Source organism: Flavobacterium xylosi (assembly GCF_042787345.1).
GTDB classification, from domain to species: Bacteria; Bacteroidota; Bacteroidia; order Flavobacteriales; family Flavobacteriaceae; genus Flavobacterium; species Flavobacterium xylosi.
This window is the reverse complement of sequence record NZ_JBHZPZ010000005.1, coordinates 126,438-138,438: the sequence shown is the minus strand read 5'-3', so window position 1 is coordinate 138,438 and position 12,001 is coordinate 126,438. Positions and strand designations below refer to the sequence as shown.

12 protein-coding genes and 1 tRNA gene are annotated in these 12,001 nt (G+C 33.5%); 11 read left to right on the top strand and 2 right to left on the bottom strand.

Annotated elements, in window-relative coordinates; all coding sequences use genetic code 11:
- Positions 1-26 precede the first annotated feature (26 nt).
- The 5 genes from ACFX5E_RS05860 (at position 27) to ACFX5E_RS05840 (ending at position 6,295) form a co-directional block, all read left to right on the top strand.
- Positions 27-1,508: a helix-turn-helix domain-containing protein gene (locus ACFX5E_RS05860; RefSeq protein WP_379854249.1), complete on the top strand. Its 1,482-nt coding sequence runs from the start codon at positions 27-29 to the stop codon at positions 1,506-1,508.
- A 457-nt stretch (positions 1,509-1,965) separates the two neighbouring features.
- Complete coding sequence (locus ACFX5E_RS05855) at positions 1,966-2,631, top strand: succinate dehydrogenase cytochrome b subunit (protein ID WP_379854248.1); 666 nt, start codon at positions 1,966-1,968, stop codon at positions 2,629-2,631.
- Positions 2,632-2,644: 13 nt separating this feature from the next.
- Positions 2,645-4,645 carry a fumarate reductase/succinate dehydrogenase flavoprotein subunit gene (locus ACFX5E_RS05850; protein WP_379854247.1) on the top strand — a complete coding sequence of 667 codons (2,001 nt, stop codon included), beginning with the start codon at positions 2,645-2,647 and terminating at the stop codon, positions 4,643-4,645.
- A 54-nt stretch (positions 4,646-4,699) separates the two neighbouring features.
- Positions 4,700-5,446: a succinate dehydrogenase/fumarate reductase iron-sulfur subunit gene (locus ACFX5E_RS05845; RefSeq protein ID WP_379854246.1), complete on the top strand. Its 747-nt coding sequence runs from the start codon at positions 4,700-4,702 to the stop codon at positions 5,444-5,446.
- A gap of 81 nt (positions 5,447-5,527) precedes the next feature.
- On the top strand, positions 5,528-6,295 hold the full coding sequence (locus tag ACFX5E_RS05840; RefSeq protein ID WP_379854245.1) for an amidohydrolase: 768 nt from the start codon (positions 5,528-5,530) through the stop codon (positions 6,293-6,295).
- Positions 6,296-6,379: 84 nt separating this feature from the next.
- Here the strand turns inward: ACFX5E_RS05840 and ACFX5E_RS05835 are convergent, their stop codons facing one another.
- Entirely contained in the window at positions 6,380-8,029 is a 1,650-nt protein-coding gene (locus tag ACFX5E_RS05835) for an Ig-like domain-containing domain (protein ID WP_379854244.1), read from the bottom strand.
- 178 nt (positions 8,030-8,207) lie between these two features.
- On the opposite strand from ACFX5E_RS05835, the gene mce reads away from it, so the two are divergent.
- From mce to ACFX5E_RS05820, 3 genes are all read left to right on the top strand, one after another.
- Positions 8,208-8,609 carry a methylmalonyl-CoA epimerase gene (gene mce / locus ACFX5E_RS05830; RefSeq protein WP_379854243.1) on the top strand — a complete coding sequence of 134 codons (402 nt, stop codon included), beginning with the start codon at positions 8,208-8,210 and terminating at the stop codon, positions 8,607-8,609.
- A gap of 142 nt (positions 8,610-8,751) precedes the next feature.
- Positions 8,752-8,825: transfer RNA gene (locus ACFX5E_RS05825), tRNA-Ile, on the top strand.
- 205 nt (positions 8,826-9,030) lie between these two features.
- Entirely contained in the window at positions 9,031-9,264 is a 234-nt protein-coding gene (locus tag ACFX5E_RS05820) for a hypothetical protein (protein ID WP_379854242.1), read from the top strand.
- Between the two features lie 36 nt (positions 9,265-9,300).
- Here ACFX5E_RS05820 and ACFX5E_RS05815 read toward each other — a convergent pair whose 3' ends face one another.
- The gene (locus ACFX5E_RS05815) at positions 9,301-9,885 is read right to left on the bottom strand and encodes a riboflavin synthase (RefSeq protein ID WP_379854241.1); all 585 of its coding nucleotides are present in this window, start codon (positions 9,883-9,885) and stop codon (positions 9,301-9,303) included.
- 58 nt (positions 9,886-9,943) lie between these two features.
- Between ACFX5E_RS05815 and pdxA the strand changes: the two genes are divergently transcribed.
- The 3 genes from pdxA (at position 9,944) to rpmF (ending at position 11,847) form a co-directional block, all read left to right on the top strand.
- Positions 9,944-10,993, top strand: coding sequence for a 4-hydroxythreonine-4-phosphate dehydrogenase PdxA (pdxA, locus tag ACFX5E_RS05810; RefSeq protein ID WP_379854240.1), 1,050 nt, complete (start codon positions 9,944-9,946; stop codon positions 10,991-10,993).
- A gap of 95 nt (positions 10,994-11,088) precedes the next feature.
- Positions 11,089-11,643 carry a YceD family protein gene (locus tag ACFX5E_RS05805; protein WP_379854239.1) on the top strand — a complete coding sequence of 185 codons (555 nt, stop codon included), beginning with the start codon at positions 11,089-11,091 and terminating at the stop codon, positions 11,641-11,643.
- Positions 11,644-11,652: 9 nt separating this feature from the next.
- Positions 11,653-11,847 carry a 50S ribosomal protein L32 gene (gene rpmF / locus ACFX5E_RS05800; RefSeq protein ID WP_007137315.1) on the top strand — a complete coding sequence of 65 codons (195 nt, stop codon included), beginning with the start codon at positions 11,653-11,655 and terminating at the stop codon, positions 11,845-11,847.
- The last annotated feature ends 154 nt before the right edge of the window (positions 11,848-12,001 follow it).

Genomic DNA, 12,001 nt, shown 5'->3' with positions numbered 1-12,001 from the left:
TTTGTTTTTTAGCGTATCTTTGATTTATGAATATAGAAAAGGATTATATCAAGTTGATTTTTGGGTTAAAACTCAAGCAAGCCCGCACCAATAAGAACTTGTCTTTATTTGGTTTGGCTAAAATTACAGACCTTTCAAAATCGTACTTAAACGAAATCGAGAAAGGAAAAAAATATCCAAAAACAGATAAGATTATTCTTCTGTCGGAAAAACTGGATGTTTCTTATGATCACATGGTTTCCTTAAAACTGGATAATAATTTGGCGCCCATTGGTGAAATTTTAAAATCGGGTATCTTGAAAGAGATTCCTTTGGAGATTTTTGGGATTCAGGAAAATGATCTTATCGATATTATTGCTAATGCTCCTGCAAAAGTAAATGCTTTTATAAGCACCATTATTGAGATTGCCCAACATTATAATTTAACACGCGAGAGTTTTTTCTTGGCTGCCTTGCGTTCTTATCAAGAAGCTCACAATAATTATTTTGAAGATTTAGAATTGAAAGTATTGCAATTCTCTAAAGCCTTTCACATAAATATTGACACCAAAATTTCCATTGAGGAATTGTCTGCCATCTTGATTGAAGAATATGGTTATACTATTCAAGAAATTGTTTTTTCAGAGCAAGAAGAACTGGGAGATTTAAGATCGATTTTTGTTCCTAAAAGCAAAACGTTATTACTTTCTCTAGATATTGATGAGCCTCAAAAAGCTTTTATTTTGGCCAAAGAAATCGCTTATAATTACCTTGAAATTACCGAAAGACTATTTACTTTTAGTTGGATAAAATTTGATAATTTCGATCAGGTACTTAATAATTTCTATGCTTCTTATTTTGCCGGTGCATTACTTATTCCAAGACAACAATTAATTGATGAATTGAATTTGTTTTTATCTAAAACAGACCCTAAGCCACAAGAAATGATTCAGCTTATGGGTAAATTCAATGTTTCGCCCGAGTCTTTTTATCAAAGGCTGACCAATATTTTGCCAAAAGATTTTCAGTTAAAAAATCTCTTTTTTCTGCGATTGTCCCATAAAATTGGGGCGGATACCTATCAGATTAAAAAAGAATTACATATTACTAATCAGCAAGAGCCACACGCCAATGAAATGAATGAGCATTATTGCCGAAGATGGATATCAATCAAGACGATTGAGAATGCGATAAAACAAAATAAAAGTCACTTTTTTGATGCGCAAATTTCTCGTTATGATAACAGTAGTAATGAGTATTTGGTTTTCTCGTCAGCTACACTGGATCCGTTCAAAAAAGATTGTTTAAGAAGTATTTCTGTGGGGATATTAATCACGCCCAGTGTGAAGAAAAAATTCAAATTCATTGATAATAAATCCATTCAAAAACAAATTGTAGGCGTGACCTGTGAGACCTGTGCAGTTAAGAATTGCCTGGAAAGAGCTTCTCCTCCAATTCATTTAGAACAGAAAGTTCGAAATGAGAACACGGATTTGATTGTGCAGCAGTATATGGCTAAATTTAGCTGATTTTTTATTTGTTGGTTCGCTGTTTTTTAGTTTTAGCCAAAGTTTTTATCGAGGAACCTATGTTTATGTCTTCAAAGTAGGGTGAGTTAATTCTTTTTCTGGTTGAATATTTTGCGAATAAAGGGTAATGGCAATTAATAAATCACGATTTTTTTAAACATAGAAAGTGTTTTTTTTGAACTATTTTATGGATTTTAAAATATAAAACGGTCATAATTATGGATTCGATAATTTGATTGCAATTATTAGCTAAATCCATAAAAACAGAATCCTCAATTTTTCACATTTGTATAATGGAAACTCTTTGGTTTGTGGCGTTAAGGGTTAGTTTTAGAAGAGGTGTTAAATGGTTGGTATTAGCACTTTAAAATCATTATAAATAACAACGAAAAGGTTGTAGTTCATCACTAATTGCTTTATTTTTGTAGCATTTTTAAAAACAAATTATATAAATCTTATGGCAAAATCTGCATTATTGAAATCGTCAATAGCAAAAAAAGTAGCTATGGCTCTTTCAGGACTTTTTTTGATGTTGTTTCTAGCACAGCACTTTTTTATCAATATGACATCGGTTTTTAGTTCCGATACTTTCAATTCAATATCCCATTTTATGGGAAATAATCCATTAGTTCAATTCGTTATTCAGCCAATTCTGATTATTGGGGTAGTTTTTCACTTTATCATGGGTTTTGTTTTAGATTTCAAAAACCGTAGCGCAAGACCAATTTCTTATGCAAGAAATAATGGAGGGGCTAATTCTTCTTGGGCTTCAAGAAATATGATTGTTTCCGGTTCAGTTGTTTTGGCTTTTTTAGCGTTGCATTTTTACGATTTTTGGTTCCCTGAAATGGTTTATAAATATGTAGATGTTAATCCATTGAATGAAACGAGATACTTCCATGAATTAGCTGAAAAGTTTGAAAGTCCGGTTCGCACGGCCTTGTACAGTATTGCTTTTTTATTATTGTCATTACACTTATGGCATGGTTTCAATTCCTCTTTTCAATCAGTAGGATTCAACAACAAGTATTCAAGATCATTACATAAATTGGGATATGCGTTTGCAATTGTAGTTCCTTTTGGTTTCATTTTCATTGCATTATTTCATTATTTTAATCATTAATATTAAATTATAAATGGCATTAGATTCAAAAATTCCTAGCGGTCCAATTTCGGACAAATGGACAAATTATAAAGATCATATTAATTTAGTAAACCCTGCTAACAAACGTAATTTAGATATAATTGTTGTTGGTACAGGTTTAGCTGGAGGTTCTGCCGCTGCAACTTTGGCAGAATTAGGATATAACGTGAAAGCATTTTGCTTTCAAGATTCACCGCGTCGTGCGCACTCTATTGCTGCACAAGGAGGAATCAACGCTGCCAAAAATTATCAAGGAGACGGGGATTCCGTTTTCCGTTTGTTTTACGATACAGTAAAAGGGGGTGATTATCGCGCCCGTGAAGCAAACGTTCACCGTCTTGCTGAGGTTTCTACTAATATTATTGACCAGTGTGTGGCTCAAGGTGTTCCTTTTGCCCGTGAATATGGTGGATTGCTAGATAACCGTTCTTTTGGAGGAACATTAGTTTCTAGAACTTTTTATGCAAAAGGACAAACAGGACAACAATTATTATTAGGAGCGTATTCAGCAATGAATCGCCAAATCGGTCGTGGAAAAATTAAAATGCACAACCGTCACGAGATGCTTGATTTAGTGATCGTAAACGGAAAAGCAAGAGGGATTATCGCTCGTAACTTGGTTACAGGAGAAATCGAAAGACATTCTGCTCATGCCGTAGTTATTGCTTCAGGAGGATACGGAAACGTGTTTTTCCTATCGACTAATGCGATGGGAAGTAACGTAACTGCAGCTTGGAAAATTCATAAAAGAGGCGCGTATTTTGCGAATCCTTGTTACACACAAATTCACCCGACTTGTATTCCAGTTTCTGGAGATCATCAGGCAAAATTGACGTTAATGTCAGAATCGTTGCGTAATGATGGACGTATTTGGGTTCCTGCAAAACTAGAAGATGCCAAGGCGATCAGAGAAGGGAAGTTAAAACCAACTCAAATTGCAGAAGCGGACAGAGATTATTATTTAGAAAGAAGATATCCTGCTTTTGGAAATTTAGTACCTAGAGATATTGCTTCTCGTGCTGCTAAAGAAAGATGTGATGCCGGTTTTGGTGTTAATAAAACGGGAGAAGCTGTTTACCTTGATTTTGCCGCGGCAATTGAAAGATACGGAGTAGATCAAGCGAGATTAAAACATTTAGACGAGAATGATAAAGCTTTGGTTACGAAATTAGGAACAGAAGTTGTGGCTAATAAATACGGTAACTTGTTCCAAATGTATGAGAAAATTGTGGATGAGAATCCATATTCAACTCCTATGATGATCTATCCTGCCGTGCATTACACGATGGGCGGAACTTGGGTTGATTATAACTTGCAAACTACGATTCCGGGTTGTTTCTCTATTGGAGAATCTAACTTTTCAGATCACGGAGCGAACAGATTGGGAGCTTCTGCATTGATGCAAGGTTTGGCTGATGGATATTTCGTTCTTCCATACACTATTGGAGATTATTTGGCGCCAGATATTAAAATGGGTACCATCTCTACTGATTCTCCAGAATTTGAACAAGCAGAGAAAAATGTTAAGCTTCAAATTGAGGCTTTAATGAATAACGGAGGCTCTAAGCCAGCAGATTATTTCCATAAGAAATTAGGGAAAATCATGTGGGACAAAGTTGGAATGGCTCGTAATGCAGCGGGTTTAACAGAAGCGCAAAATGAAATTGCCGCAATTAGAGACGAATTTTATAAAGAGGTAAAAATTCCTGGAACAGCGGACAGTTTTAACCCAGAGTTGGCTAAAGCACTTCGTATTGCAGATTTCCTTGAATTAGGAGAGTTGTTTGCTAAAGATGCCTTGCATAGAAACGAATCTTGTGGAGGTCACTTCCGTGAAGAATATCAAACACCAGAAGGTGAAGCGCAACGTGACGACGAAAATTTTGCATACGTTGCAGCATGGGAATACAAAGGTAAACCTAGCGATGCAGTGCTACACAAAGAAGAGTTGAAATTCGAAAATGTTAAACTAGTTCAAAGAAGTTATAAATAGTATTTAGAAAAGTCTCGATACTTAATTCTTTAATACTTAATACTTACAAAAAAAATGAAACTTACATTAAAAATATGGCGTCAGGAAAATGCCGCTGCCGAAGGAAAAATAGTTGAATATCCGATAGATGGAATTGAACCAGATATGTCTTTTCTTGAAATGCTTGACATTTTGAACGATGAGTTAATCGTAAATGGAGAAGACACTGTAGCTTTTGACCATGACTGTCGCGAAGGAATTTGCGGATCCTGTTCTTTATACATAAACGGAGAAGCGCACGGACCGGATAGAGGAGTAGCAACTTGTCAATTGCACATGCGTAAATTTAAAGATGGGGATACTATTTTTATTGAGCCATTTAGAGCAAAAGCGTTTCCAGTAATTAAAGATTTAGTGGTTGATAGAGGTGCATTTGACAGAATCCAGCAATCTGGTGGTTTTGTTTCTGTAAACACATCTGGAAACACTATTGATGCCAATACAATTCCTATTCCTAAACATGATGCGGACAGAGCTTTTGATGCTGCAACATGTATTGGTTGTGGAGCTTGTGTGGCGAGTTGTAAAAACTCTTCGGCTATGTTATTTGTTGCTGCTAAAGTATCTCAGTTTGCTTTATTGCCACAAGGAAAAGTGGAAGCTACTGACCGTGTATTGAATATGGTTGCGCAAATGGATGCGGAGGGTTTTGGTAACTGTACCAATACTGGAGCTTGCGAAGTAGAATGTCCAAAAGGAATTTCTCTTGAAAACATCGCTAGAATGAATAGAGAATATTTATCTGCAAGTTTGAAAGGATAAAACCTAATAAGTGAAATTATAAACGCATTCAATGTAAAAGTTGAATGCGTTTTTTTTTTATCTTTATAAAAATGATTTAAAATGAAAGTTACCCTAATCCAATCGCCTTTAATTTGGGAAAGTCCAAAAGAGAACCGAAACTATTTCGAAGTAAAAATAAATTCAATTTCTGAAAATATGGATCTGATTATACTTCCTGAAATGTTTACAACGGGTTTTACAATGAATTCATTGAATGTTGCTGAAACAATGCAAGGCGAAACGATAACGTGGCTTAAAGCGTTGGCAAAATCCAAAAAAAGCGCTATTACGGGAAGTTTAGTTATTGAAGAAAATAATAATTTCTACAATAGAATGGTTTTCGTATTTCCGTCAGGGGAAATTCAATGCTATGATAAAAAACATTTATTTACTCTAGCAGGTGAAGATAAAGTGTACACTAGCGGAACACAAAAAGTAATCATCAATTATTTAGATTGGAAAATTTGTCTCCAAGTATGTTATGATTTACGATTTCCTGTATTCTCAAGGAATTCTGAAGATTATGATTTGCTAATTTATGTTGCAAGTTGGCCAAAAACAAGAATAAATGCCTGGGATGCTTTACTTAAAGCGCGCGCAATAGAAAACATGAGTTATGTGATTGGCGTGAATAGAACAGGCGAGGATGATAATGGGTATCAATATACCGGGCACTCGCAAGTTGTCGATTGTCTTGGGGAGTATTTGTTTGAACCTACTGAATCTGAAGCTATTTTTTCGGTTGAATTAAATAAAGAAAAAATGATGTTGACAAGACAAAAATTAGGTTTTCTTACTGATAGAGATTCGTTTGAAATAAAAGAATAAAATATTTGTGATTTATGATTAACGATTTTTGATTTCAGATGTTGTAAAAATAATCAAAAATCGTTAATCATTATTCTTAAATCCCTACTTTTTCACCGTTTTCTTCTTCGGTTCCGGGCTATATGGAATGCTTAAATCAAAAATCTGATTAACATCCCAATTGGCACGAACATCAATTTCTTTTGAGAAATAAATAACTTCTTCGGCTTGGCGTTTTTCTAAATAATTTCCTGAATCCCATTCCTTATTTTTATTCACATCATAAATTGCACGAAGAGAATATAAGGCAGGTTCAATTAAATTAAAGTCTATGGTGGTGTTTTTCTCCGAGTATTCAGTAGCTAAAACTTCTCCTTTTTGATTTGTCAATTCCACTATGACAGGGAATTGTTTCACATTTTGTAAAGAAACGCTCAGATTCCCATACTCAGCGGTAGTTTTTGTGGTTACTTTATAAGCCAATGTATCATTTGATTTTTCGAAAAAATCAGTTAATGCACCAGGTTGAATTGTAAAAGCATATTCTTCAGAAGGCTCTTTTTTGAAATCTAAATATAATTTTTGATTAAATTCGTCATATTCAGATGTGAAAGGAACGGTAGTTCCGGCTTTATTGACTATTGTGATTTTTGAATTATCAAATTTAACTAACGGTGTAGTCGTTTCAAAAGCCAAACGATCTCTGAAATTTAAAACCCCATTTTGTACCGCAGTAATACTTAAAGTGTCTTTTTTCTGTTCTTTGATTTTTAAGGTAAAATCCTGTTGATATTTATCCCTGTTAACCGTTAAGGCTAATGAATCCGCTTTTAAAGGTTTGAACCATATTTGGAGGGAATCCTTTTTTGGGAATTGAGTAACAATTGAAGGAAGTATCTCATTTTTGTTTTTTAAGATTATTTTAGGTCTTTCATTTTCTGAGTTCACTTTTCCTTCGTAACCCATAATTAACCTATTGCCCGAACCTTGACTTGGTTTGTAAGCTTTAAACGGTAAATCTTCCTTGAATAATTGTAATTCGTAAACCGTGTCATTCGGGATGGTTATGTATTGTTTGTTAAACCCAATTTTGTCCTTTTTTGGATTAAATTTATTGTCGCTGTTGTAGTCTTTCATTGCAACAAGAAGGTATTTTCCGGCTTTTAAATTCTCTAATTTAAAAGTTTTCAAGCTGTCAAGTGTGTTAGTGATATATTTAGGGGTATCAGTATAAATTGCCGAATCCTTAAAAGTGTCATTTATTTCATAAAGCATTACAGAAACAAATGGCTCTATTTCTTTGTCATACGCATCCTTCACTTTTCCATTAAGAGATAAAGAATCGATGTAATCACCAGTTGAAAATACATATTTGAACTGGTTAAAAGAGTTTCCTTCATTGTTGTCAGAAATGCTTTGACCAAAGTTGAAACTATACGTTGTGTTAGGCCGAAGGGTGTCTTTTATTTTAATTGTAATGAACTTACTGGCAGTAGTTGGTAAAATCAAAGGCTGCTGTTTCATTGGAGGAGAAATGATTAATTGCTTGTTTAGATCTTTTAATTTAATGTTTTCGTCAAAGACCAATTTTATTTCGTCTCCTTTAAAGTTGGTGCTAAAATTCTTAGGGAAACTCATTTTCAAAACGGGTGCAATCGTATCTTTTAAGCCTCCGGTTATGGTTCCTCTTTTGGCACAACCCATCATTACTAAAATTAATAGCAGGGAAATATATCTTAAATTGTTTTTCAACATATCAAATTTGTATTAGAATTACAAAATAACAATTATAATTAATGGAATTGAAACTTTTTAATATTTTATTATAGGTATTTGGTCAGGCTTACTTTTAGGATTCTTTATTCCCTTTTTATCTTTTAATGTGTAAATTTACCTCGATATAAAGTTTATAATTTTAGATAATAAATAAGAAATGAAAAAAATTGAACATATAGGAATTGCAGTTAAAAATTTAGAAGTTTCAAATTTAATTTTCGAAAAACTATTGGGTGCTCCCGCTTATAAATTTGAAGATGTAGAAAGTGAAGGTGTAAGTACCTCTTTTTTTGCTGTTGGGCCAAACAAGATCGAGCTTTTGGCAGCTACCAATCCGGACAGTCCTATTGCTAAATTTATAGAAAAAAAAGGAGAAGGAATACATCATATTGCTTTTGACGTTGAAAATATTGAGCTTGAAATTGCCCGTTTAAAAAAAGAAGGATTTGTTGTCTTGAATGAAACACCAAAGAAAGGCGCTGATAATAAGCTAGTTGCTTTTTTGCACCCCAAAAGCACCAATGGAGTTTTAATCGAATTGTGCCAGGAAATAAGTTAATTTGAGGTAAACAAAAAATTTAGATCTCTAATAATCAATGGTTTTCTAATTAATAAATATAAATATTAAAAGTATCTGAAAATCTAAGGCAGAAATATTTGGAGCAAATGAAAAATAGTGGTAATATTGCACACTCTTAACCGGTCCTATAGCTCAGCTGGTTAGAGCACCTGACTCATAATCAGGTGGTCCCTGGTTCGAGCCCAGGTGGGACCACAAAAAACCCCTCAAAATTAATATTTTGAGGGGTTTTGTTTTTTTGGATATATCGAAATTGGACTACATGCAAAATGCATATCTTTGTATAATAAGAAATAGTTTTTGGGAGAAATAGATTTTTTTTTGTTAAATTTAATAAAGATTGATAATAAATAGCTCAAATTACTTTTTTCAAACGATTGATTTACTATTTTTGGAAATTATGAATATTTTGCCAAACAAATTTTATCTTTTTATTGCCTTCCTGTTTGGGACGTTGTCTGCTATGGCAGGGAATCCAGCACTTCCTGAGCCGAATCCTATGGGAAGAAGAAAGCCACCACCGCCCCCTGGATTACCTATTGATGAAAATATTTTTATACTAATAATAATTGCATTAATTTTTGGAATGTACGTTATTTACAGTCATAGATTAAAAACAAAAACTCCAATTTAAATTGGAGTTTTTGTTTTTATAAAGTAGCGGTTGTATTTATTTAGAGTATAATCTAGAGACATATTTGCCAATCACATCAAATTCAAGATTTATTTTTGTTCCAACTTCAAATGATTTAAAATTGGTGTGATCATAGGTATAAGGAATAATGGCTACGCTAAATTGATTTTTCCTTGAGTTTACTACCGTTAAACTAACGCCGTTTACGGTGATTGAGCCCTTTTCAATAGTGATGTTATTTAGTGTTTCATCGTATTCAAAGGTATAAAGCCAACTTCCGTTAGTTTCTTGAGCTACTATGCAAGTTCCTTTTTGGTCTACGTGACCTTGTACAATATGACCGTCAAGTCGATCTCCAAGTTTCATTGCTCTTTCAAGATTCACGCTGTCTCCTGTTTTCCAAGACGATAAATTCGTTTTTTTAATTGTTTCGTCAATAGCCGTTACTGTATAAAGAGTGTCTTTTAAAGCCACGACAGTCAAACAGATTCCATTATGAGCGACACTTTGGTCAATTTTAAGTTCACTGGTAATAGAAGAATCTATTGTGATATGAATATTGTCTTTCTCTTTTTTTATTTCTTGGATTATGCCAAGGGTTTCTATTATTCCTGTAAACATTTCTTGTTTTATTTTACTAAATTTGCACTTCAAAATTAGCAATAAATAACGTTAAATCATGATGAAAAAAACAGAAAATATAATCGTTGGAATTTCAATTGGAGATTTAAACGGTATTGGAAGCGAAGTTGTTTTAAAAACATTCGAGGATTCTCGTATGTTAGAGTTGTGTACGCCGGTTATTTTTGCCAATGTGAAAATAATGTCATTTGTGAAAAAGAGTTTTGAGTCCACTTCAATGCTTCATGGAATTGATAGGTTGGACCAAATCGTTGTAGGAAAGATTAATGTTTTTAATCTTTGGAAAGAAGGGGTTGATTTGAATCCTGGAACGAACGATGAAAAAATTGGTCAATATGCGATAAAATCTTTTGTTGCTGCCACTAATGCTTTGAAAGAGGGGGTTATCGATGTGTTGGTAACTGCGCCCATAAATAAGTATAATATACAATCAGAAACATTTAAGTTCCCGGGTCATACGGATTATTTGGATCAGGAATTAGAAGGAAATGCTTTAATGTTAATGGTTCAGGATAATTTGAGAGTTGGGTTACTGACGGATCATATTCCTGTAAGCGAAGTGGCATCGAAGCTTACAGAAGAGTTGATTATTAAAAAAATTGAAACGGTCAAGCAATCGTTAATTCAAGATTTTAGTATTAATAAGCCTAAAATTGCTGTTTTAGGTTTAAATCCGCATTGCGGTGATGGAGGAGTTATTGGGAAGGAAGATGATTTGGTGATTAAACCGGCATTGAAAAAAATATTTGAAAAGGGAACTTTGGTATTTGGTCCTTTTGCTGCGGATGGTTTTTTTGGTAGCAACCAATATGAAAAGTATGATGCTATTATTGCGGCTTATCATGATCAGGGATTAATTCCGTTTAAAACTTTGTCTTTTGGTAAAGGAGTCAATTATACTGCTGGATTAAATAAAATCAGAACGTCTCCTGATCACGGGACTGCTTATGATATTGCAGGAAAAGGTATAGCGGATTATAATTCATTTAAAGAAGCGGTTTATTTAGCGATTGATATTTATAATTCTCGAAATCAATATAAAGAAATCAGTGCGAAACCGCTAAAAACAAAAGAAAAACAGTTATAAACAAAAAAAGGTGAATAAGATTATTTGTTTTGCAATAATTTTATATCTTTGCACTCCCGTACCGAAGCCTCGGTATAGGGTAAATTGTTGTTGAAATGAACAAGACAAAAGAATATTTAATTCCTTTCGTAGGATTAAAGCTAGGCAAACACCAATTTGAATATCAAATCAATAATGTGTTCTTTGAAATCTTTGATTATAATGAATTTCAAAATTCAAATATCAAAGTTAATGTGGTTTTAGAGAAGAAAAGCAACATGTTGGAGTTAAGTTTCAAGCACTCGGGTATAGTAAATGTTCCATGTGATCTTACAAGCGAAGATTTTGATTTACCAATAAAAGGTAAAATGAAATTGTTTGTTCGCTTTGGGGAAACGTATAATAATGACAATGAAGATTTGCTCATTTTGCCATTTGGTGAATTTGAAATAGATGTTTCGCAGTCTATTTATGAAATGACAGTGCTCTCTGTCCCTCTAAGACGTGTTCATCCTGGTGTGAAAGACGGAAGTTTAAATTCGGAAGCCTTAACAAAACTCAAGGAATTGACAATAAAAGAACAGAAAAAAGAGCATAAAAAAGAAGTACAAAAAGAAGAAAATATTGACCCGCGTTGGGACAAATTAAAGCAACTATTAACGGATAAATAATATAGTAAAATGGCGCATCCTAAGAGAAAAATCTCCAAAACAAGAAGAGATAAGAGAAGAACACATTACAAAGCTACTGTAGCACAAATCGCTACTTGCCCTATAACTGGTGAGGCACACTTGTATCACAGAGCTTACTGGCATGAAGGGAAAATGTATTACAGAGGGCAAGTTGTTATAGATAAATCTGTAGCTGTTGCTTAATATGTTTTTGTAAATGATATTAGAACTCTCACTATGTGAGAGTTTTTTTGTTGTCTATAATTTTCGTTAAATAAGAGGTTACAAATCAATGAATAACAAAATTTTTTTTGTAATTTTCAAGTCTTTTAAAAAATTTTCAAGTGGCAACATTTGA

Bases quoted from the DNA above. Each gene is read 5' to 3' on its own strand.
- ACFX5E_RS05860 (WP_379854249.1), top strand. From the start codon at position 27: ATGAATATAGAAAAGGATTATATCAAGTTGATTTTTGGGTTAAAACTC.
- ACFX5E_RS05855 (WP_379854248.1), top strand. From the start codon at position 1,966: ATGGCAAAATCTGCATTATTGAAATCGTCAATAGCAAAAAAAGTAGCT.
- ACFX5E_RS05850 (WP_379854247.1), top strand. From the start codon at position 2,645: ATGGCATTAGATTCAAAAATTCCTAGCGGTCCAATTTCGGACAAATGG.
- ACFX5E_RS05845 (WP_379854246.1), top strand. From the start codon at position 4,700: ATGAAACTTACATTAAAAATATGGCGTCAGGAAAATGCCGCTGCCGAA.
- ACFX5E_RS05840 (WP_379854245.1), top strand. From the start codon at position 5,528: ATGAAAGTTACCCTAATCCAATCGCCTTTAATTTGGGAAAGTCCAAAA.
- ACFX5E_RS05835 (WP_379854244.1), bottom strand. From the start codon at position 8,029: ATGTTGAAAAACAATTTAAGATATATTTCCCTGCTATTAATTTTAGTA.
- mce (WP_379854243.1), top strand. From the start codon at position 8,208: ATGAAAAAAATTGAACATATAGGAATTGCAGTTAAAAATTTAGAAGTT.
- ACFX5E_RS05820 (WP_379854242.1), top strand. From the start codon at position 9,031: ATGAATATTTTGCCAAACAAATTTTATCTTTTTATTGCCTTCCTGTTT.
- ACFX5E_RS05815 (WP_379854241.1), bottom strand. From the start codon at position 9,885: ATGTTTACAGGAATAATAGAAACCCTTGGCATAATCCAAGAAATAAAA.
- pdxA (WP_379854240.1), top strand. From the start codon at position 9,944: ATGATGAAAAAAACAGAAAATATAATCGTTGGAATTTCAATTGGAGAT.
- ACFX5E_RS05805 (WP_379854239.1), top strand. From the start codon at position 11,089: ATGAACAAGACAAAAGAATATTTAATTCCTTTCGTAGGATTAAAGCTA.
- rpmF (WP_007137315.1), top strand. From the start codon at position 11,653: ATGGCGCATCCTAAGAGAAAAATCTCCAAAACAAGAAGAGATAAGAGA.